The 22203-nt window shown below is 52.7% G+C and carries 19 protein-coding genes; 8 read left to right on the top strand and 11 right to left on the bottom strand.

Annotated features, from left to right (window positions below):
• Nucleotides 1-300 precede the first annotated feature (300 nt).
• Together EG028_RS21025 and EG028_RS21020 are read right to left on the bottom strand one after the other, a co-directional pair.
• On the bottom strand, nucleotides 301-1191 hold the full coding sequence (locus EG028_RS21025; protein ID WP_120518299.1) for a TraB/GumN family protein: 891 nt from the start codon (nucleotides 1189-1191) through the stop codon (nucleotides 301-303).
• Between the two features lie 61 nt (nucleotides 1192-1252).
• Entirely contained in the window at nucleotides 1253-2041 is a 789-nt protein-coding gene (locus EG028_RS21020; RefSeq protein WP_120518298.1) for an SDR family NAD(P)-dependent oxidoreductase, read from the bottom strand.
• Between the two features lie 186 nt (nucleotides 2042-2227).
• Here EG028_RS21020 and EG028_RS21015 point away from each other — a divergent pair, with 186 nt between their 5' ends.
• Nucleotides 2228-2959 (top strand): phytanoyl-CoA dioxygenase family protein, encoded by a 732-nt coding sequence (locus tag EG028_RS21015; protein ID WP_120518297.1) that lies wholly within the window; start codon nucleotides 2228-2230, stop codon nucleotides 2957-2959.
• Between the two features lie 77 nt (nucleotides 2960-3036).
• Nucleotides 3037-4461, top strand: a complete 1425-nt coding sequence (locus EG028_RS21010; protein WP_120518425.1) for an alpha-L-fucosidase — start codon at nucleotides 3037-3039, stop codon at nucleotides 4459-4461.
• Nucleotides 4462-4537: 76 nt separating this feature from the next.
• Here EG028_RS21010 and EG028_RS21005 read toward each other — a convergent pair whose 3' ends face one another.
• The 4 genes from EG028_RS21005 to EG028_RS20990 are packed head-to-tail and all read right to left on the bottom strand — an operon-like array spanning nucleotide 4538 to nucleotide 10560.
• A complete protein-coding gene (locus EG028_RS21005) occupies nucleotides 4538-5401 on the bottom strand; it encodes a helix-turn-helix domain-containing protein (protein ID WP_120518296.1) in 864 nt (287 codons plus the stop codon).
• Between the two features lie 33 nt (nucleotides 5402-5434).
• Nucleotides 5435-6262, bottom strand: coding sequence for an alpha/beta hydrolase (locus tag EG028_RS21000; RefSeq protein WP_120518295.1), 828 nt, complete (start codon nucleotides 6260-6262; stop codon nucleotides 5435-5437).
• A gap of 39 nt (nucleotides 6263-6301) precedes the next feature.
• Nucleotides 6302-9679, bottom strand: a complete 3378-nt coding sequence (locus EG028_RS20995; RefSeq protein ID WP_120518294.1) for a M1 family aminopeptidase — start codon at nucleotides 9677-9679, stop codon at nucleotides 6302-6304.
• Entirely contained in the window at nucleotides 9673-10560 is an 888-nt protein-coding gene (locus EG028_RS20990) for an ABC transporter ATP-binding protein (protein WP_120518424.1), read from the bottom strand. The genes EG028_RS20995 and EG028_RS20990 overlap by 7 nt, the downstream gene beginning before the upstream one ends.
• 169 nt (nucleotides 10561-10729) lie before the next feature.
• Here EG028_RS20990 and EG028_RS20985 point away from each other — a divergent pair, with 169 nt between their 5' ends.
• Both EG028_RS20985 and EG028_RS20980 read left to right on the top strand, forming a co-directional pair.
• A complete protein-coding gene (locus EG028_RS20985) occupies nucleotides 10730-12181 on the top strand; it encodes a sensor histidine kinase (RefSeq protein ID WP_162946595.1) in 1452 nt (483 codons plus the stop codon).
• Nucleotides 12182-12183: 2 nt separating this feature from the next.
• Entirely contained in the window at nucleotides 12184-12885 is a 702-nt protein-coding gene (locus EG028_RS20980) for a LytR/AlgR family response regulator transcription factor (protein WP_241559193.1), read from the top strand.
• Here the strand turns inward: EG028_RS20980 and EG028_RS20975 are convergent.
• Nucleotides 12882-13880, bottom strand: coding sequence for a GlxA family transcriptional regulator (locus EG028_RS20975; protein ID WP_120518291.1), 999 nt, complete (start codon nucleotides 13878-13880; stop codon nucleotides 12882-12884). The two genes, EG028_RS20980 and EG028_RS20975, sit on opposite strands and share 4 nt — an antisense overlap.
• Nucleotides 13881-14158: 278 nt before the next feature.
• Between EG028_RS20975 and EG028_RS20970 the strand changes: the two genes are divergently transcribed.
• The 3 genes from EG028_RS20970 (at nucleotide 14159) to EG028_RS20960 (ending at nucleotide 17113) form a co-directional block, all read left to right on the top strand.
• On the top strand, nucleotides 14159-15070 hold the full coding sequence (locus EG028_RS20970) for a transporter (protein WP_120518290.1): 912 nt from the start codon (nucleotides 14159-14161) through the stop codon (nucleotides 15068-15070).
• Nucleotides 15071-15107: 37 nt separating this feature from the next.
• Nucleotides 15108-16676 carry an arylsulfatase gene (locus EG028_RS20965; protein WP_162946594.1) on the top strand — a complete coding sequence of 523 codons (1569 nt, stop codon included), beginning with the start codon at nucleotides 15108-15110 and terminating at the stop codon, nucleotides 16674-16676.
• A gap of 80 nt (nucleotides 16677-16756) precedes the next feature.
• Nucleotides 16757-17113, top strand: a complete 357-nt coding sequence (locus EG028_RS20960; RefSeq protein WP_120518288.1) for a DHCW motif cupin fold protein — start codon at nucleotides 16757-16759, stop codon at nucleotides 17111-17113.
• 195 nt (nucleotides 17114-17308) lie between these two features.
• Here the strand turns inward: EG028_RS20960 and EG028_RS20955 are convergent, their stop codons facing one another.
• Nucleotides 17309-17782 carry a YybH family protein gene (locus tag EG028_RS20955; RefSeq protein ID WP_120518287.1) on the bottom strand — a complete coding sequence of 158 codons (474 nt, stop codon included), beginning with the start codon at nucleotides 17780-17782 and terminating at the stop codon, nucleotides 17309-17311.
• Nucleotides 17783-17859: 77 nt separating this feature from the next.
• A complete protein-coding gene (locus EG028_RS20950; protein ID WP_120518286.1) occupies nucleotides 17860-18639 on the bottom strand; it encodes a helix-turn-helix transcriptional regulator in 780 nt (259 codons plus the stop codon).
• Between the two features lie 115 nt (nucleotides 18640-18754).
• Between EG028_RS20950 and EG028_RS20945 the strand changes: the two genes are divergently transcribed.
• Nucleotides 18755-19504: a GNAT family N-acetyltransferase gene (locus EG028_RS20945; RefSeq protein ID WP_120518285.1), complete on the top strand. Its 750-nt coding sequence runs from the start codon at nucleotides 18755-18757 to the stop codon at nucleotides 19502-19504.
• Nucleotides 19505-19547: 43 nt separating this feature from the next.
• On the opposite strand, the gene EG028_RS20940 is transcribed toward EG028_RS20945, so the two are convergent.
• Both EG028_RS20940 and EG028_RS20935 read right to left on the bottom strand, forming a co-directional pair.
• Entirely contained in the window at nucleotides 19548-20495 is a 948-nt protein-coding gene (locus EG028_RS20940) for a 3-keto-disaccharide hydrolase (RefSeq protein ID WP_244939848.1), read from the bottom strand.
• A gap of 124 nt (nucleotides 20496-20619) precedes the next feature.
• Nucleotides 20620-22197, bottom strand: a complete 1578-nt coding sequence (locus EG028_RS20935; RefSeq protein ID WP_206614490.1) for a SusD/RagB family nutrient-binding outer membrane lipoprotein — start codon at nucleotides 22195-22197, stop codon at nucleotides 20620-20622.
• Between the last annotated feature and the right edge of the window lie 6 nt (nucleotides 22198-22203).

Raw genomic sequence — 22203 nt, 5'->3', positions numbered from 1 at the left:
TCCCTGATACCAAAAGAATCACTTTAAGGACAAACAATTAATTTGGAAGGACAAAACATGTTGGCCGGTAATTTTATACGGCTGGCTGATGTAAATGTAAACAGAAAATCAATATGTTTTGTTTCATGAAAGCCTTTACCACAAACGTGTTTGAAGGTTTTTGTATTAACAAACGGTTCACCAATCCTTTCGTATAAAATCAGTAAGGGTTGTATTATGTTGTGGTTACAGGAAGAAAAAAACCGTGTAAAAATTACACGGTTGGCAGTACTAACTTCTTTGTATAAACGGATATTTTATTCAGATATTCGCCGTTTGGCGTATGCTTACCGGCTCCACTTTAAACCCTTGTTTTTTCAGCTCCATCAGCAGCCCCTGTTTATACATCAGGTGCCCCACACCTACCGCCACAAAACAAGGTTTTGATTTTAACATCACCGGCAGCGATTTCATCCAATGCGCATTCCTTTCCACCATCAGGTGATAAATATCGCTGCCCTTCGCGTGCGGTTGCGGCTTTTTGAACATATAGTCGATATCCATTGTGGCATAACTTCCGTCTATATTACTCATCACCTCTTCTCCGGATCTTTTCGCGCTGAACAGCTTTACCATGCCGTCCGCCCACTGCTGTTCGGTAAGCCCGTATTCCAGTATGCCTTCCCGTACGGTGAACCCGCTATCCAGCCCGGCCAGCGGGAGATGTTCCTTTTGGGCGTAACGCAGGAAATAATTGTCAACGGACTCATCCTCTTTTTTCATCCGGTTGTCTTTTTCGTTCACCAGGTTCATGGTCAGGTACGAGCACAATAAATGCGGAGGGAAATGCACGCTGTCCAGTTCTTCCAGTTTGTCCATACCATACGACGCCAGCACCGAATCCATCATCCGGTAATCGGCGGGAGAGAACAGTTTGGAATATGGCGTCTTCCCGGTAAAAGACGGCTTCGTTTCCTGTACCGGTTTGCGGACACTTTCCAACACCACGCATTCCGCCGTTTTCAACAATGCAGCCACTTGCGGGAACGTATCGATGAACGTACCGCCATAACTATGATTGGTGCCAATCACGTAAGAAACACGGCCCTGGCTTCCGGGAGCGGTTATTTTCCATAAAATGGTGCCAGGCTTTGAGGACTGGGCGATCGCAAAAACAGGGAAAAGGAGCAGCCATATACATACAAACTTCATAGGTGGATATTTTACCGAATATAATTATCCCCCTGAACTTTTGCAAACATCCGGCAACACATCACCCTAACACACTCCCGCAGCTCAGGTTCACCACCACCCCTGTGATAGCGCCCGCCTTCTCCGAAGCAAAGAACACCGCCGCATTACCAACGTCTTCCAGCGAAGAATGTCTTCCCCCCGGCGGTTTTTCCGTAAACAATTCATCCAGTGTTTTCCCCATCAGCTTCGCCCGGAAACCGAACACTTCTTTTGCGTGCGAGCCCATCCGCGTTGTTTCCGGGATAGCGTCCGGCCGCAGGCAGATCACGCGGATGCCTTGCGGAGCCAGCTCCCCGGCCAGCTGAATGCTCAGGCTTTCCACCGTGGCGTTCGATACGCTGAAGCCGCCGGAAACCGATGTGGGCATTTTGGAACCGGGCGTGGTCAGTGTAAACAATACGCCTGCACGACGGGGGCTCATCACCCTTGCTGCCGCGGTACTGGTAATGAAGTTGCCGCGCGCATAGGTTACGACCGGCAGTTCAAATTCCTCCGGCGTCAGCTCCGCCAGCGGAATGCCCTGTACATGATATACGCCGATAGCATTAAAGGAAATATCCACTTTCCCTTCGCGCGATATGACCTCCGAAAGGTGTTTGTCCACGGCGGATGTATCCAGAGCGTCCACCACAGCGGTAGCGGCAAAGCCGCCTGCCTGGCGGATGCGTTCGGCAACAGCTGCCAGTTTTGATTCCGTGCGGCCGGCGAGGTACACGCGTGCGCCAGCTGCGGCAAATGCTTCCGCGGCAGTGCTGCCTAATGCCCCGCCGCCGCCGTATACAACGGCTATTTTGTTATTGAGTTCCATGGGCCTGTTTTTTGCTGATAAAGTTCAGCATAAACATCTCCATTCAATGGGGGTATTAAGGACAATCAACAGGCAAAATGCGCCAAAAGGACGTATCAACGCGATTGATCATTCATAACTCAGGTTGATCAGTAAGCCGTGGAAAAAACGTGTCTTTGAAGTATTTTTCACCTTCAAACACTCACCATGCTGCAGGAATTTATACATAACGGCTTTGTAAAGATCGAGCAGGCTTTCCCCCGCGATCTGGCGCTCCGCGCGCAGGACATCCTCTGGCAGGCCACCGGCCTCGATAAAAACGACCCCTCCGCGTGGACCCAGCCGGTCATCCGCATCGGTGAACGGTTTGAGCCTGAATTCCGGGAAGCCGCCAATACGGAGAAACTGCGGCAGGCTTATGATGAACTGGTGGGTAAAGGCAATTGGCTCCCGCGCCAGAGCATGGGCACTTTCCCGGTCCGTTTCCCCTCCGAGCAGGACCCCGGCGATGGGGGCTGGCATATCGATGTAAGTTTCCCGGGCGAGGACCCCTCCGATTTTTTCAGCTGGCGCTCCAACGCAGCGTCCAGGGGAAGGGCCCTGCTGATGTTGTTCCTGTTTTCAGACATCACGGCCCTGGATGCGCCTACCCGTCTCAGGGTGGGCTCACACGCAACTGTCGGGAAACTGCTGATCCCTTATGGCGATGACGGCCTTTCTTTTATGGAACTGGCGCAGGCTGCTACGGAAGCCACAGAAGGCGCGACGGTGGCATTGGCCACGGGCAACGCGGGTGACGTTTACCTCTGTCATCCTTTCCTGCTGCATGCCGCACAACCCCATTACGGGAAAAACCCACGGTTCATGGCGCAGCCGCCGCTTTTTCCGAAAGGCGGCCTGCCTGCGGATTCCCCAGTGTTGCAGGCCATAACGGGGTAATTTTATCGTTCTTTTGGGTAGTATCTCCCAATATCCGGCGGGCGTATGTGATTAACTTGGAAAAAATACCCATCCATATGCGCCTGTTTTTCCTTCTTCTTTTCTGTAGCTCCATGGCCGCCGCGCAGGAACGTTTCCAGCCCGTATGGCCTTCACTGGAGCAATATTCCACGCCCGACTGGTTCCGCGATGCAAAATTTGGCATATTCATCCACTGGGGCGTATATGCCGTCCCCGCCTTCGGCAATGAATGGTACCCCCGCAACGTGTACCGCAAGGATTCCAAAGAATACAAACATCACGTGGAGAAGTACGGCCCGCTGGACAAATTCGGTTACAAGGATTTTATCCCGATGTTCAAAGCCGGGAAATTCGACGCCAACGCCTGGGCCGAACTCTTCAGACAATCCGGCGCGCGTTATGTGGTCCCCGTGGCCGAGCATCACGACGGTTTTGCCATGTACAATACCGCCCTCTCCAAATGGAACGCGGTGCAGATGGGGCCTAAAAGAGACATCATTGGTGAGCTGGCGGTCGCCACCCGCAAGCAGGGCCTCATATTCGGGCTTTCTTCCCACCGCATAGAACATTGGTGGTTCATGAACGGCGGGCGTAAATTTAATTCAGATGTGAACGATCCGAAGTACGCGGACTTTTACGGCCCGGCCCATGAGGAAACCGAAACCATGAGCCCCGAGTATATGAACGACTGGCTGTTGCGCTGTACCGAACTGGTGGAAAAATACCAGCCGCAGCTTTTCTGGTTCGACTGGTGGATCGAGCAGCCCGCGCTGGAGCCATGGCGTAAAAGTTTCGCGGCCTACTATTACAACAAAGGCCTGGAGTGGAACAAAGGCGTAGTGATCAATTACAAACACGACATCGCCTTCAAACCCAAAGCCGCCGTGCTGGATCTGGAACGCGGCAAACTGGACGAGCTGCGCCAGCTTCCCTGGCAAACGGATGACGCGCTGGGCAACAAGTCATGGGGGTATACCATCGACAACGATTTTAAATCCCCTCAATACATCATTACCAACCTGGTGGATATTGTCAGCAAAAACGGGAACCTCCTGCTCAATATCGGTCCCCGGGCGGATGGCACCATCACCGAACAGGAAACCGCCGTATTGCTCGCCACGGGCAAATGGCTGTCCGTAAACGGTGAAAGCATCTATGGCACCCGTCCCTGGAAAGTGGCCGGGGAAGGCCCCACCAAATCTGCCAAAGGGCCTTTTGCAGACCAGAAAGAGGCATTCACCGCAAAAGACATCCGCTTTACCACAAAAGGAGACACCCTGTATATGATCACCCTGGGCCTGCCTTCCACGCCTGTATCCGTAAAGGCGCTGGCGGCGGACAGCAGTGTCATCAGCAATATCACGCTGCTTGGCAGCCATGAAACCGTACGTTGGAAACAGGAGCGCGGGCAACTGGTCATCCAGCCTTCCGCCGGTTATCCTTCAGAACATGCGGCGGCTTACAGGGTCATTTTCCGGTAAGACGCCCGGATACAATAAGCCCCTGCCCGACCGGAGATAAGCCGGTCAGGCAGGGGCTTTATTCGTTAGATGACCACTATGGAAGGATTGTTTTAAAGTACTGCTGCGGGGTTTTACCGGTGTGTTTTTTGAAGATCCGGTGAAACGAAGTGTAGTCATTAAACCCGCTGGCAAAGCAGATCTCCTTGATGGAAAGCCGGTTGTCCATGAGCAATTTACACGCAAAACCCACTCTTACTTCGTAAAGGAATTGCAGGTACGTTTTGCCTGTTTTTGATTTGAAATAACGGCAAAAGGAGTTTTCGCTCATCATGGCTATACCCGCTACTTCCGGCAATGAGAGCGGCTCCTGGAAGTTTTTGAAGATATGGTCGAATACGCGGTTGATGCGCTCGCTGCCGGCGGACTGGTTCACTACCGGCCTGAAGCCCGGCGATGCCAGTTCCGTAACACCCGGATGCATGGCGATTTTGGCCAGGCAGCGCAGTAATGCAACGATTCGTTCAATTCCGTCTGTTTCCACCAGGCGGTTCATTTCCGCAACGATCGCCGCGGATGCATGTTCCGCAATGTGCAGCCCTCTTTTTGCCCGCTGGATCAGCCCCCGGATGGAGGATGCTTCGGGGATATCCAGGAAACCTCCGCCCAGGCAGGTTTCTTTGAAATGGATCACGGTGGAGTAAGGAATGTCCGCACTGTCTCCCTCCGTATTTTCATACCGCCAGAAATGCGGGAGATTAGAGCCTACCAGCACAATATCCCCCGGCGAAAAAGCCCTGATATCGTCCCCCACGAACTGCATACCGTGCCCCTTCTGGAAATGGATCAGCTCCAGCTCGTCGTGGTAATGCCACCGGCTGTTGATATTCGGCAGCATATCGCGGCGGGCGCTGAATGAATGTATCTCCCGGGTCGGAACTTTTAACAGCTCTGGTTTCATAACGGCAATTTATGATGACACAAAAATACGGTCTTACCGGCTGAAATACTGGTGCATGAACAATAATTGGTACTGTACCGAATTGGTCCAGTAATTCCAGTTGTGCGCGCCGGGGCGTGCGGTGAAGTCATGCGGGATATTGCGGTATTGCAGCTGCTCGTGCAGGTTCAGGTTCACTTTATAAAAAAAGTCCTCGTAGCCGCAGTCTATCAGCAAGGCAAGGCTATTCGGCGTGAGGAGGTGCAGCAGGTTGATGACCGTGTAGGCCTCCCAACGCGCGGGCTCTTTCGCGTATGCGCCGAGGCGTTTGGCCATATCCCAGTTATTGGGGAAAGGCCTGATGTCCACCCCGCCGCTCATGCTTCCCGCCGCACCGAATACCTCCTGGTGGCGGATAGCCAGGTACAGCGCGCCATGGCCGCCCATGCTCAGGCCCGTGATAGCACGTCCTTTCCGGTCACGGATCGTTTTGTAATGTTCATCTATCCAGCTCACCAGCTCTTTTGATACATAGGTTTCGTATTGATACGCAGGGTCCACCGGGCTGTCCCAGTACCAGCTGCTTACGCCGCCATCCGGGCATACGATCAGTATATTGAACTGGTCCGCCTGCTGCTGTACGGCTTTTACTTTGGTCACCCAGCCGGCATAATTATCGCCATACCCATGCAGGAGGTACACTACCGGCAATGGTTTGCCGCCGTCATAACCCGCAGGTTTGATCACCACCGCTTTGATGGTCTTTTTCATCACCTGGCTGTAGGTATCCACGGTATCCACCGTAGCGGCCAGGGCTGCCTGCGCCTGCAGGATAAGGAGCAATGCCAGTAAACGGAAAGTCTTTTTCCGGAAATTTTTCATGACGGGATTTTAATTGATCTGCCTGTCAAGATACATAAATCATGGCAGGACAGCAACGTTGTCCCGGCGGTTGTCATCCGGAATATATGCGTACGGGTCTATGGCCGCTGCGGCGGGCTTTTGGTCCAGCAGCAGGGTGATCAGCGTTTCTTTACCGGTAAAGCGGTGCATTTTTTCGTAGATGGGCCCGGCCAGCGGGTCCGCCTGGGCAAAGACAGCGATGGGCAGCAGGTCGTTCGCCGTGCCGCCGTTGCGGAGGGTCTTTATTTTGAGGGTGAGTTTATACTTCCCGTTCACCGGTTCACAACTGATGATACTGATCCCCAGGCTATAAGTGATCACTTCCCTCAGGCAGGTGTTGATGAGATTGATTTCATCGGGCGTGGCGTCCAGGGTAAGCTCTTTTATCAGTTCCTCCGACCGGCTCACTTTTGCGGCCAGTGCCCGGCGCAGGGCCGCGTTCACCCGTTCTTCCCCCAGTGTTTCCTTGAGCCGGTACATCGCCAGGCCGCCTTTCTGGTACACCACATGCGTTTCCCCGTCTGTATTTACAAGCGGCAGCTCCTCCACACCAAAACTACGGACGTACATATACCAGTTGTTGTCCGAGAGCAGGTAATTGCGAAGGTGCATCTTGCCTCGTGCTTTTTCCAGCACCATGGCTTCCGTATACTTTGCCAGCGACTCTGTGAGGAATTTAGAGCCCGATGTATCCGCGGGTATCAGTTTCATGGCCCACCACTGGTGCGAAACTTCGTGAGCGGTAGTGGCATACGCGAAATTCACTTTATTGGAATCCCTGAAGTCTCCTTTGAAGTTCAGGCGTTCGGCCGCAAACACTACGCCGGGGTACGCGGTGGCCACACCCCGGTATTGCGGGATCTCCGCCATGGTGAGGCTCCGCTGCGTGTAGGGGCTGAATTGTGCATTGCAATAAGCCAGGCCATCCCTGAGCCCCTGCATCAGCGCGGGCACATTTTCTTTTTCGTCTTCCCTGAAATAAAAACGCAGATCGATGCCGTGCAGCGTATCCCGGCGAAGAGCGTAACGCGCGGAGCTGAAGGCGAACATCTGCAATATAGGTTCCGCCGTTTTGTAATGGAAATAATGGCGCCCTCCTCCGGACCAGTCCTTCAGCAATGTACCGGAAGTAATCACCTGCTGGCCCTCCACGGTGGAAATGACGGTTTCAAAATCCACCAGGGGGCTTACCGTAGTCGGCCCTTGCATAATGGGAGGCAGTCCCATCTCTCTCCGTTTGCTGGTATCGCCCAACGTCAGGCCGGCATTGAAACCGATGTAAGGGAGATATTTTTCCAGCTCCACATAAGAGCCGTTGGCCACAATGGAATGTTCGTTATTGAAGGGCAAAAAACTATTCCTGTCAGCCTCGGCCGTAAACGCCAGGCTCATCGTATCTCCCGGTGCCAGGGGCCGCGGGAGCGTTATCCAGAACTGGTTGTGCCCGGCGGATGCCGCATTACCACTGAAATGCAGTGAAGTCATCTCCGGATGCGCCCCTGCCAATATTTTGGCGATAGTTTTCCCGGACCTGTTTTCGAGGTGGTACCATCCTTTTACAGTGTACCGCGCTTCCCCAGGATAAATATCCGTTTCGGTACGCACTGCTGTGATATCCGGCTGCGGCATGTCCGCATACTGCCGGAATCGTTTTTCATATACCACTTCCCATTTTTCAAAATTGTAATTGTGTTGCTTTGAATAGATAAACGCGGAGGCGGCTAATACCAGCAGTAAACAGGGAATGGTAAACATCATCACCCGCTCCCCGGTCCTGCGCGTTCTTTTCCAAAGAACGGCCGAAAGGAACAGCAGCAGCATTGCAAATGCTCCCCAGTACAACATATACCAGTTAAACGCCTTCGCAAAATGCCCGAATCCGTTCATGTCCGAGTATTTCATATCCGGCGTAACCGCGTAGCGGAACAGGAAATTTTCCACCCCGAGTTTCCGGCTGAACATGATCAGGCCCGCCATCAGCAGGCATGCCAGCATGCCGGTATATTTATGCGGTATCAGCGTTTGAATGAACACAGCCAGTGCCCCGAACAGGAGCAAGGGCAGCCCGCTGTAATAATAGAGGGAAAAATAAACCGGCAGTTCAGCTTTAAAATATCCATGGCTCCATTGCAAACCCAATCCCAGCAAAATATTCAGGCTCACCAGCGCAAATATCACCAAAGCCAGCACGGCGCATTGTACGGCGGGGAAAAGGATATTCCTCACCGGCGTGGTATACACCAGGGAATGGATATTCACCGTGCGTTCCCGCCGCACCAGTTCCGCCGCGCAAAAAATGATCAGCAGCATGGCAGGTCTCAGCACATGCAGCTCCTCCACGATAATACCCGTGGACGGGTGGAAGCTCGTATCAAACAACCCGTGGAACAGGTTATCATTCAGCTCGATCCCCATCAGTACCACCCACAGCAGCAGCATCACGATCAACGGGATATTTTTGAACATAGCCGCCGCTTCCAGCTTAAACTGCATCCAGCCGGCGCGGAGCGCATACCCTTTAAAAACGGGCTGTATCCTGCGGTAAGCAATCGGCATTGCCGTGCCTGTTTTTGATACCGAACGGTTGGTTTTTAAAACCTGCGGCCGGAAAGAAAATGCCCTGTAAGCAATAAAAAGCATGATGACTGAAACACCCAGCCACAACACACGATTGAGCAGGAAGACACCCCGCGGCGAAAACAATTGAACGTTCATCTGCGCATTGGTCCAGCCGCGCGTTTCACCAAAAAATGCCGCCAGCCCGAAAGGGTCCAGCAGGGCGGGCAACATGGCATCTCCGGGATTGGAGTTCGCCATCATCGGCGAATTGCCCAGCACGGAGCCCAGCATGTACAGTACATACAACAGCACCCCTGTTACGTACACAGCCTTTGCGCTCCTCGTCAGCAAAGCGGTGGCAAATACAAGCCCGCAGCCGAACAGGATATTCGGCAGGCCGAATAACAGCAGCGGTTGTACAAAATAGAAGATATTAAAAGGGCCCTGTTTCCCCGGCCCCACCAGCAAGCTACCCGCCATCAGCCCCACGGAAGCCAGGCACAGCAATACGAACACGGCCAGCAGCAGGCCGGCAAGCCGGCTGATAAAATACACCGGCTTCGTGAGTGAACTGGTATAAATAAATTGTTCTGTCCGGTGATGCGTATCCCTCAGCACTACGTTCGCACAGAACACAATGCTGGCAAATATCGCGGAAAGCGAAAGGATGCCCACCAGCAAAGTGACCACGTATGGCCCGTTCACATGCACCCCGCTTCCCCGGTAATTGCCAAACACGGCCGTCAAACCAAGTGCAAAAAATATCACGGCGGCGGCCAGGAAGCTCAGTTGTTTCAAATGGTAGCGGTATTCAAACCGCAGCAATTGCGTCAGCATATCATCGCCTCCTTTTCTTTTAACGCCGAAAAATATACTTCTTCCAATCCCGCTTCATAAGGCTCAAACCCTTCGCCCGGCTCGTCTTCAGACCATACCTGCAATTGCAGCCTTCCCGCCAGCAGCCTGGTGGACAGTACGGTGAACGCCGCCATGTATTCCGGCAGCATTTCCTTCCGGCCCGTTTTCCTCCACACCTTTCCATCCAGCGATGCGGTGAGCGTGGAGGGCCTTCCCTGCAAAATGATCTTTCCTCCAGCCAGCACGGCCATTTGCGGGCAGAGGTCGCGCACGTCCTCCACGATATGCGTGGACAGGATCACCACTACCTGTTCCCCGATCTCGCTGAGCAGGTCATGAAAACGGTTACGTTCTTCCGGATCAAGGCCGGCGGTAGGCTCGTCAGCAATGATCAGCTGGGGATTGCCCAGCAATGCCTGTGCGATGCCGAACCGCTGGCGCATGCCGCCGGAAAAGGTACTTACGGCCTGTTTTCGCGCACTATAAAGATTGGTTTGCTGCAACAATGCCAGCACCTGTTCCCTGCGTTCCTTCGGCTCCAAAATGCCTTTTAACACGGCCAGATGTTCCAGGAGATCTTGCGCGGACACTTTCGGGTACACGCCAAAATCCTGCGGCAGGTAACCCAGCTGGCGGCGCATGGCCTGCGGGTCTTTCAGGATGTCCGTGCCGTCAAACAGTATCTCGCCGCCGTCCGGCTGCTGAAGGGTGGCGATGGTGCGCATCAGCGTGGACTTACCCGCGCCGTTCGGTCCCAGCAGGCCAAACATGCCGTTAGGTATCTGTAGATTCACGCCGCTCAGCGCTTTTACGCCGCGGGTGTATTGTTTATCCAGGTTCCGGATATACAGTCTTTCCATGTTACAGGGGTTTATGCAGCGAAAGTAAGGCCGCATCAAAACCCGGGAAATTAATCATGTCGAACATCCGCAAAGCCGTGACCAACACCACCCCGATGCTTTCATCATCACTTTTGATGCTTTCGTCATTATCTTTTGGGGGAAAGGGGAAATGTGCCTTTTTTTATGCATGATCAGGCAGCAGACCGATACTTTTATTTTACTGGGGCTTCTTTGTTTTGTTGCGGCCGCCCAAACGGACATTGCGGTAGGCTCATGGGGTATCTACCTGCCCATGCTGGCAGGGTTCATCCTTTCACAATGGCCCGCCCTCACGTTCAACATTATCAAACACCGCCTGACGCCCCGGCAATACAATCCCGCCTGGTTCATTGCTTTCTGCCTCCTTCTTCCGCTTACCCTCGTTTTTTTCATTTCCGTATTGCCTTTCGGGGGAAATAGAGATGCGTATGTGACCATCACCGTGTTCACCATCTGCCTGCAATTATTTTTCTTTATCAATACCTGGTGGCAGGAGCATACGGCTACCCGCAAACGCTGGTGGAAGATCAGTTTTGAAAAAGGCGCACTGATCACGCTGGCGCTGCTATCGGTTACCTTCGCCACCATGGCGGTATCCAGCATGGGTAATCCGGAATATCACAAGTTCGGTATCCTGCTGCTCGGTTTTGAATTCGATATCGTGAAGGTGTTTTTAAACTTCGATACATGGCTGGCCATCGCTTTGCAGTTCATGTTCATGTACGGCTGCGGTTACCTAATCTTCTGGCTGAACAGCCGCATCCTCGTATCAAAGATCCTGAAGGAAAGGGGCATGCTCATCTATTGCCTTGCCGGGCTGGCTTCGGTGGCCATTTTTTATCCCATCGTCGGGCAGCTGCTGGCGTGGCTGCCGCTGAACAAACTGCTGGGCGGCATTTTTTCCTACAATCCTTTTAAGGATGAAAACGCATACAGTTTCCTGGCCCTGCTGGTCGTAAGCCTGCCGGTGATCCTCGCGTTGCAGTGGTATGCGCAGAACAACCGTATTGTATCCCTGGAAAAAGAAAAAACGCAGGCGGAACTGGATATGCTCAAACAACAGATCAATCCGCACTTTTTCTTCAATACCCTCAACAACCTTTATGCGCTCAGCCTTCATAAATCCGATCAGACGCCTGACGTGATCCTCCAGCTCTCCGACCTCATGCGTTACGTGATCTACAAAGGCCAGGAAGCTACCGTGCCGCTGAAGGAAGAAGTGCAATACCTGGAAGATTACATCCGCCTCCAGGAGATACGGCTGAAACACCGGCTGAAACTACGGTTTGAGCAACACCTCGAAGGAAAAGACCTGGCCATCGCTCCGCTGCTGCTGATCGTGTTTGTAGAGAATGCGTTTAAACACGGCATTGAACCGCTGGAAGAAGAAGCATACCTGCATTTATATTTGCGGGCGGACGAAAAGGGGCTTATTTTCATTTGTGAGAACCCTGCCGGGGAAGCAACAGAAGGACAAGAAGGCATCGGCCTGCAAAATCTCCGTAAACGCCTTGCACTGCTGTATCCCGGAAAACACAAGATGGTTGCAGGCAGGGAAAATCATACATTTAAAGCTGAATTGCACCTGGACTGGTCATGAAAATGCGCTGTTTGATCATAGACGATGAGCCGCTGGCGCACGATGTTATTCTCAAATACATCGAAGATGTGCCGTTCCTGGAACTGGCCGGCCAATGTTACCGCGCCACCGAAGCACTGGAATTCCTCAACCGCCAGCCGGTAGACCTCATTTTCCTGGACATCCGTATGCCCCGCCTGAATGGCCTGGAATTCCTGCGCACCCTGCACCAGCGCCCGCTGGTGATCATCACTTCCGCATATGAGGAATACGCTCTCCAGGGCTTCGACCTCGCCGTGTGCGACTACCTGCTCAAACCCTTCCGCTTCGAACGTTTCCTCCAGGCGGTGAACCGCGCACATGTGCTGTTTGCACAGACCGCCACAACGCCCGCTCCCGCCACGGCTTCAGCCGCACCGGCACAACTGGCGGTAAAAACAGATAAAAAACTGGTGTTTGTAGACCTGCAAAACATCTCCTACCTGGAAAGTTTTGGCAATTATGTGAAGATATGGCAGGACAATGTGTATCTCCTCACGCAGCGCACCCTCAGCAGCTATGAGGCAGAGCTGCCGCAGGACGTTTTTGTGCGTATCCATAAATCATTTATCCTCAACCGGAAGATGGTACACGCACTGGAAGGCAATATCGTCCATCTCAAAAACGGTAAACAATTACCTTTAGGAAAGAACTATAAACATGTCGTGCGGATGCTGGGCGCTTAGTTTTCTTTCATGATATGGCCCGCAACCTGCTCCCAGTTATATTTGGCGCGGTACTGCACCGGCGAAAGCCCGGTAATACGTTTGAAGGTGGTCCTGAAAGCCTTGGTACTGGTATATCCCACGCTGTACATCACTTCATTCACATTATACCTGCTGGATACCAGGCTGGCCTTCGCCGCTTCGATCTTGACCCGTTGCGTATATTCTCCCACTGTATTTGAGGTGGCCTTTTTAAAACGCCTTTCAAGATTACGTTTTCCCAAAGCCAGCATATTAGCTAATTGATCCACCGTAATGCGCTGGTGGATGTTCTTTTCGATGAACTCCTGCGCTTTGCGGATAGACTCATCCTCATGATCCTTTTGCCCGTTGAAAATAATGAACGGCGATTGCGCTTTCCGGTCCATGTCTACCTGGAAAAATTTGGAACAGAAAATAAACGGCGCCTGCCCGGCGAACTTCTCCACCAGGTACAGCAGCAGGTTCACAAAAGACAACCCGCCGCCGCTGGAATAAATGCCGCGTTCGTCCGTGATGATCTTGTCTTCCACCAGTTCTATTTCCGGGAACATCCTCTTGAACACATTCACCGCGCGCCAGTGCGTCGTGCACCTGCGCCCCGTGAGCAGACCCGTGGATGCGAGCAGGAAAGCGCCCACGCACAGGCTGGCGATCTCCGCGCCCCCTTTGTATTGTTTCACCATCCAGGGGATGAACTCGCTGTTTTTAGCGAGGTATTTGTCCATATCCGCTTCGAGGGCGGGGATGATGATCAGGTCCGTTTGTTTGATATCCTTCAGCTGCGCGTCCGTATTCACGAGATACCGGTCATTGTTCACGGGCACCTGTGCGGCAAGACCGGCCATTTGTATCCTAAAGAGCGGCGGTTTGCCCGTGCTTTCCAGGTACGCATTCACTTCCGAGAAGACCTGCCTCGGCATCTCGATACTGCCCATCATTCCCCCGTGAGGAACCAATATTGTGACTTGTTTCATGATGAGGATTTAATGTATTGAACAAATGTATGCCGCATTCGGATATGCAGGGGGCGTTGAATGTGACAATAATGGAGCCTGTCTGCGACAAGATGCTGATGGCACAGAAGGCCGGTAAACTTTTTTAAAAAGACATTTTTGCACCGGAACTTCGTTTATCCGCTGCGGATGTTTTGCAGTTTAATGCCGATATTTTAACTTCAACAAGCATAACAGTCATGTAGCCTTCGTATAAACAATTCAGCACGGAAACCATTATTTAACCTAACTATTGGCTCATGAAAAACCTGTTAACCTTTACAGGCGGAATCCTGTTGCTCTTTTCCTGCTCCGGTGTTTCAGGCCAGGCAGTGCCTACGGAACCACGGGCCTACCTGAACGTTCCGAAAGGTACCCAATCGCTGGGCGCATACTATACTTACGCTGATGCAAATTTCCCTTCTTTGCAGAACTCACATTATCTCAATGAATCAGGTATTCATAACAATATTGTTTTTACCCGCTTCGCCAGTTTCTTTTCAGTGGGCGGCAAAACGGCCGGGGTGAACGTGATGCTGCCTTATACTTTCGTGGACGGAAACATTCCCAACCTCGGCCTCAAAGGCTCCAATGCCGGCTTCGGGGATATCTCCGTGACCATCGGCAGCAACATCATCGGTGCGCCTTCGCTCACCCTGCCCGAGTTCGTAAAATACAAACAGAAAACCATCCTCAGCTGGTCGCTCCAGTTCACCGGCCCCACCGGGAAATATGACACCACCGCCGTGCTGAACATCGGCACCAATCACTGGATATTTAAACCGGAACTGGGCCTGTCCCAGGCCTTTGGCAAAGGGTTCATCTGGGATTTTTACCCCAGCGTGATGTTCACCACTCCAAACCGGATGATCAAAAACGGTCATAAAGAAACGACCAAACCCATAATGGGGCTGGATACCCACATCAGTTACAGCTTCACGCCCGCCATATGGGCTTCGGCCGACTTCTTTTCCCAGTTCGGTGGCGAAACCGCGGTAGACGGCACAGACCAGGACGACCGGCAGGCCACCATCAAGGTAGGCGCCACTGTGAAAGGAATGCTGAAACGAAGGCATCTTTTCGGCCTGGCTTTTATGAAAACCGTTCACGAAGACCAGGGGGCCGATGTGCTGGCGGTTACGTTCAGTTATATGTACACGCTTCGCCTGTAATTCACTGTTATCTCATTACTCACCAAATATTACGGTTATGATCCAATCCGCAAGATTATTGTGTTGTTGCCTGCTGACGGCGCTGGCCGCTGGTATGTCCGCCGGTGAACTGAAAGCACAGAAAAAACCTAATATCCTGTTCATCATGACGGATGATGTGGGCTGGGGCGACCTGGGCTGCTTCGGCGGAGGCGCCATGCGAGGCGCGCCTACTCCGCACCTGGACAGGCTGGCCGCAGAAGGCGCCCGTTTCGTGAATTATTATGGACAGGCCAGCTGCACCGCGGGAAGGGCTTCCTTTATGACCGGCAGGATACCCATCCGTACTTCCCTTTCGCTGGTGCTGGTACCCGGCGACCCTGACCATCTTACCAATGAGACGCCCACCATTGCACAGTTCCTTAAACAAAACGGCTACTCCACCGTACAGCTTGGCAAATGGCATTTAGGGGATGTTCCGGCTGCATACCCAACCTCCGTTGGTTTTGATGAAATGTACCATATGCTGCCTTATTACGCGGGCGTTTACGCTTACGACGATCCTGAACTGAACCCCGCATGGCCTAAAAATGACGCTGAGTTCATGAAAAAGTGGAACAGCATCAACCTCGGCGAATGGGAAGCAAAAGCAGGCGGAAGCCCCCGACAGATCAGGCGTTTTGACTACAAAAACCTAATCACCAGCGACACAGAGATCCGTGAGACGGCCATCTCCTGGATCAAAAGTCATGCAAAAGACGATAAGCCGTTTTTTATGTACCTCAATTTCATGAAAGTACATCAGCCCAATTTCCCCAGCCCCGAATGGAAAGGCAAATCACCCGCCGGCATGCCCTACCAGGATGCACTGATGGAGCTGGACGATAATTCCGGCCGCGTGATCCAGACCATCCGCGATCTTGGCCTGGAAGAAAACACCATCATCATCTGGACAACGGACAACGGCGCCTGGGTAGACGCCTGGCCTGATGCCGGTTATACACCCTTCCGCGGCGAAAAAGGCAGCGCCTATGAAGGTGGGTTCCGCGTGCCGTGTATTGCCGCATGGAAAGGCCACATCAAACCCGGAACCACCAGTACCGAAATGATGTCTCATATGGATTGGTGGCCTACTTTCGCCGGCATCCTCGGTGTGCAGCCTCCGCCTCATGAATGGAAGGACAACAAAGGCAAACCTATCATTTTTGACGGGATAGACAACAGCGACTATGTGCTTGGCAAAGGCCCCAGCAAGCGGGATCATTTCTTTTTCTATTATGATCAGTCCTTTGGCGGCGTAAGAGTAAAACAGTACAAGTTTATGTTCACCGCCAAAGACAGCTGGCTGGGCCCGAGTATGCCTCTCACCAGTGCGCCGGCGGTATATAACCTCCTCTGGGACCCTGCTGAACAATACGATATCCTGTTCAACGGCGCTGCGCCTTCCACCGGCATCAAGACCTCAGCAGGACGCTTTGCAGGCCCTGATCATGGCTGGACGCTTACCATGATCATGAATCCCGTCCTGATGCCTCATTTTGCCGAGCTGAAAAAATTCCCGCATATCAAATCACTGATCGGTGGCGGGCCATACCATATGATACCCGACGAAAACAAACCCAACTGATTCGTTTCTCCATTTATCATACCCGGGAGTGGCCTTTACGGGCCATTCCCTTCTTTGTACCTTTGCGTACAAATGCAAATATGAGCGCCAACATCCCTTTTCAATCCATCAACTGGGCACTGATCCCCGCCACCACACATCCCGGTGAAACAGGCTCCGCACAGTGGCGCACGCTTCAATTCCAGGGCTTAAGGATCCGGATGGTGGAATACTCACCCGGATACCTTGCGGACCACTGGTGTCAAAAGGGCCATATCGTCCATTGCCTTGAAGGCAGCTTCGTGAGCGAACTGGCTGATGGTTCCCGTTTTGTGTTGGCGGAAGGAATGAGTTATGTAGTGTCCGACGATCTGAGCTCACACCGCTCCCTGACTGAATCCGGCGTGAAACTGATGATCATAGACGGGGATTTTCTGAAACCAGCAACACCGTTATAACTATTTGATTTACAATAACCAATATTTTTTTACCACAGATCAAGTCCACCTCATCTCCGCCTCAACTGCGTCTATCCTCCGTCTCTCCTTTACTTTCCCTATATCTACCCTTCAAATGTCATTTAGGTTAATATAGGATCAGCGATAACGTAGCAGTGTTGAAGAAGCCCAACCATAGCCGGTTTGTATTTTCTGTTAACCGGGCGGCAGGTTGCTGCTAAACGAATCCCGGTACATTTTCCAGCCCTCCGGCGTCTTTTTCCAAAGCACCAGGAACTTGCCATTGTCGAACATCTTATTGCCGGCATCGAACGATTGCCAGAGGCCCTCTTCAGTGACGTATTCTATGCCATCGCCGTATACGGCCGTAGTCGTGAATTTCCCGTTGCGCAGGCCCACCTTGTCGTAAGCGATCCGGAAGAACGTTGCGGCAGCATCTTTCCCGCACAGGGCGGGCATCCCGGGCGTCATGATGCAACAGTCCTTTGCATACCTGTCAATGAATATCGAAGAATCCCCTTTTGCAAATGCCTGGAAATAAACAGCATTGCTTTCCGCGATCGCTTTTTTCGCTTCTTCCAGCTTATCCGGCGCGGAGCCTGCCTGTGCCGCGCAGCCGCACATCCATACGGAAAGTGCGAAGCATATAAATAGGTTAAATGTTTTCATGTGCTTTTTTGTTTTACAGTTACAAAGTAACGCCACGGCAACGCCGCATCATTGTAAAAAAGCGAACAGCGGTATTTTTATGGTTTTACCACCAGTGATTGCTGGTATTGGGAAGGTGTGAGGCCGGTGAAGTTGCGGAACTCTTTAATAAAATGCGCCTGGTCGAAGTACCCGCATTCATAAGCGATGGAAGTAAGCGAAACAGTGGAAGTACGTACCAGTTGCAGGCTTTTGTTGAAACGTTGTATATTAAAAAAACTTTTCGGTGTAACGCCCACGTAGTCCAGGAACAGCTTCTGCACATACCGTTCGGATACCCCGAAACGCTGCGCGAGTTTTTCCACGCTCACCGTATCGCCCGCACTCAGGTGGCGTACCAGCTCCAGCCGCTGCTGATCTTTGATCAGTCCTTTTAGTTTATTCACGAGGAAACGGTCCAGCACGGCCACCTTTTGTTCAAGCGTCTCCTGTTCCATTATTCTTTCAAAAAGCTCTTCTGCATCCTGTTTGATCAAGTCTTTCAGGTCGATGGAATCGTTCGTGAATTCAGAAGCCTGCGCGGGAAAAAAGATGGCGCTGGCATGCGGGTGAAACCGCGCGATGAGCAGCGTAGTGCTTTTGCTGGCGGTTATTTTGCCGGGTGCCGTGAGGTGACCCAGCACTTCCACCGGCGGCATTTTGATGTGGCGGTCGTTGAGAATGGTGACCACATTGCCCGCTGAAATGTTAATGGCCAGCTCGAGATACCCGCTGGGGTAAATAGTTTCCGTGATGCCTTCCTGGCCGGTGGCAAATATCCAGTAGCACTTGATGTAAGGCTGCAGGAGGGGGGAGGGTGGAAACTGCTGAAAGTTCATGGCCTATAAATTTATGAAAAAAGGCATCACGTTTTGTTTCCATAGAAGACATGCTGGTGGAAATAGATGTGGTCGCGGTGAAATAACAAGGGGGAATTTTGCGTAGCTTTATTACATGGAATTCCAGGCATCAAAGACCCCGCTTGCCGATATCCTGCCGTTCCGGGCATTATATCTCCAGGAAACCAATTTCCAGGTAAGGTACAACGCCACTCACGAAAGAGGCTGGTCGGACTCCTACAGGCTGCTGATTGATGGCCATACGGCAGGCTACGCCTCCGTCAAAGGGAGGCATGAGATACCCGACCGTGATGACGTGTTTGAATGTTACATCGTCCCGCATTACAGGCAATATACCCACGCCCTGTTCAGGCAATTCCTCCTGGCATCCGGCGTACGGTACATTACCTGCCAGAGCAATGATCTTTTTCTCTCCGCATTGTTATACGAGTTCTCCATACACATCAAGTCCGAAGTGATCCTGTTTGACGACTTCGCCGTCACTACGCTCACCAGTGATGCCACCTTCCGTCCCGGCAGCCTGGAAGATGAAATGTTTGAACACAAATCCGAACCGGTGGGCGCGTATGTGCTTGTGCTGAACAAAAAAGTGATTGCTACCGGCGGGTTCCTGCTGCATTACAATAAACCTTTCGCCGATCTGTACATGGAAGTGCTGGAAGATTCCCGGAAACAGGGGTATGGGAGTTTCCTGATACAGGAAATAAAAAAAGCATGTTACCTCGCAGGCAGAAAACCCGCGGCCCGCTGCAATATTACCAATCCCGCTTCAAAAGCGACGCTGCTGAGGGCAGGCATGAGGGTGTGCGGATATATGCTGGAAGGAGAAATACCCAATAGCTGAAAATAAAAAAGGACAGCGTTTGCAGCTGTCCTTTCCTGGTATCTTATTTTGCCGGTGTTATCACGATCTTCCTGAATTCTATCGGGCCATGATCGCCCTGGATGTAGATAGGTCCGGGTTCGCCTTCGTTGCTGTCGATAGCGCCGCCGGTGATGCCGGGTATCTCCTGGTTGCTCACCACTGTTTTCCCGTTTACCACGATGGTCACCATTCTGCCAATGAGCGTGATGTCGTAGCTCTGCCACTCACCCGGGCCTTTGGCCGCGATCTCGCTGGGAGCGATAAACCCGTACACACCGCTGAACAATACGCTGGAAGGATGTGCATCTTTCGGGCTGTCTTCGATCTGCACCTCATGACGGCCTCTCAGGTATACGCCGCTGTTGCTGCCTTTCTGGTATTTGAATTCCACGTGCAGTTTGAAGTCCGTGAAGGTTTGCTCGGAGATCAGGTTCACACCGGATTTTGCGCTGGTGAGAATGCCGTTTTTCACTTCCCATTGATTTTTGGGAGCGATCTTCCAGCCGCCCAGGTCTTTACCGTTGAACAGGTTGATGGGCTTGCCCCAAACCGGTGCGGCAGTTCTGTTTAAATAAGGGGCTTTCACGCCTTTATAGCTGAATTTTTTGCCGGTGCTGGTCGTGATCGTACCCTGGATGCCTTCGCCCGCTACTTCGCCTTCGATCACAAAATCCTGGTCGCCGCCTTCCCACTGTGGTGGAATGGTGAAGCTGAACTTACCATTATCAAAATTCACTTTTGCCACCGGGCGGGCGCTGCCGGAGGTACCTACGAAGTAGCCCACCAGCGTATGGGTGCCGGACAACTTTACTTCCAGCCAGGAAGGAGCGGGTTTGCCGTTTTCGTCCACTGTGATGTCCCAGCGGCCGATCAGGTCTTTAGGGTCGGCGGGGTTCGCCGTGCTGCCCATCTTCTCACCGCCTGACGCCAGTACTGCGTTTGTAGCGCCCAGCGTCATGAGGCAACTCATCCCTAATACAAGAAATTTTTTATACATATGATTAAATATTTTCTGCAATGGACGGACAAGATAAACCATCCGGCTCATCATTGCAAAAAACAGGGCAGAAGAAATATCCTCTGCCCCGCTGCTGTCAGTTCGTTGGTACCGGGTAATCTGCCAGCGGCTTTTTGTCCCACCAGAGCCGGGTATGATTTTCATCCGGCCCGCCCAGCATACCTACTGCCGCATCATATGCCACCCTGTTCGTGGATATCTCGACAGGAGCATAGGTTACGCGCCTTACCAGCCCCGTCCTCGGGATATCAGGGCTTTCCGAGGCGATGATGGCGTATCCTCTCGGGTAGCCAGTCCTTCTGCGCTCCGCCCAGGCCTCCCAGCCGTCAGGGTACAGCGCGATCCATTTCTGGGTGATGATCTGCTCGAGGCGTCTTTCAAAGTTGCCGGCCTCGTCGTAGAGGACCGGGATGTCGCTCATCGCGGGGCTGTTCCATTTATCTGCGAGGGCTGCCGGTGTGGCTGTGCTGTTTTGATACGCGGTGATCTGCGCGGGACTGGCTGCCACACGTTCCATGAGGGAAAGGCTGATGCCCTGGTTGTACAGGTCTTTCGGCGTACCGCCCATGTTCCAGCCGCGCAGGGCGCCTTCCGCCCGCAGGAAGGCAACTTCCGAGGCGCTCAGCACACGGTTCGGCGTGAGCGTTCCTTTCCTGTCCGGGGATAACCATTTGGCGCCCACGAATGAAGTCACATTCGCCAGCTGGCTGCCTCTTTCCGAAGCGGGCAGGCCGTTCCGCAGGCCGGTGAACTGGTTGCCGGTGACGGAGGGAGAAAAATAATCGGGCATACGCGGGTCGTTGTAACCGGTAAGTGCGCTGATCATCGTGGCGCTGGCGCGGAAATCTATCAGGTAAGTGATCCTAGAAAGAATGTTTACGCTGTTCGTAGTGGAGAGCACATTGGCGTTGTCCTCGTTTCCGAGGATCACACCGTCTGTTATAGCTTTTTCCGCTTCCGTCCTGGCTTTCCCGGCATCGGCATACACGATGCGCATGGCGAGGCGCAGCCGGAGAGAATTCGCGAGTTTCAGCCATTTGGCCGCACTACCCGCATATACCTGGTCGTGCGCGGCGAAGCCGTTGCCGCTGGGATGCTGTTTCAAAACGGCCGACGCTTCATCCAGTGTTTTGAAAAAATCATTGTAAATATCCTGTTGCGAATCGAAGGGCACACTGTTCGCCTGCTCGCCGAAATGCGAGTAGATCACCGGCCCGAAATAATCCGTCATGCGGCTGTACATCACTACCCGCCATATCTTCGCGATAGCATTGGCCACGGTCAGGTTATTTTCTGCTGTCACTTTCTCCGTAAGGAACAACTGCGGGGCGGCTTTGGTGTAGAAGTCTTTCCAGAACAGGTCCACCCATGAGCCGTTTGGTATAAACTGGTCTGTGCTGAAAGCTGCGGGCACACTGGTGAAATACTGCGCGTACATATCCGCGTGCAGCGTCTGCCCCACTTCCACATATACCGCGCACAGGCCGTTGTATTGCGAAAAGGCAAATGCCTGGCCGATCAGCGCGGGTGAAATATCGTCTTCGGGAAGCAGGTTTTCCGGTGTGTTCAGCTCATCAAAGTTCTTCGTGCAGGCGGCCAGCCCTGCAAGCAGGAACGCGGCCAGCGTTATCACGGGAATGAAATGTTTTTTCATCTTTAT

This window comes from Chitinophaga barathri (assembly GCF_003807585.1).
Taxonomy (GTDB): Bacteria; Bacteroidota; Bacteroidia; order Chitinophagales; family Chitinophagaceae; genus Chitinophaga; species Chitinophaga barathri.
This window is presented reverse-complemented; position numbering and strand designations above follow the sequence as displayed.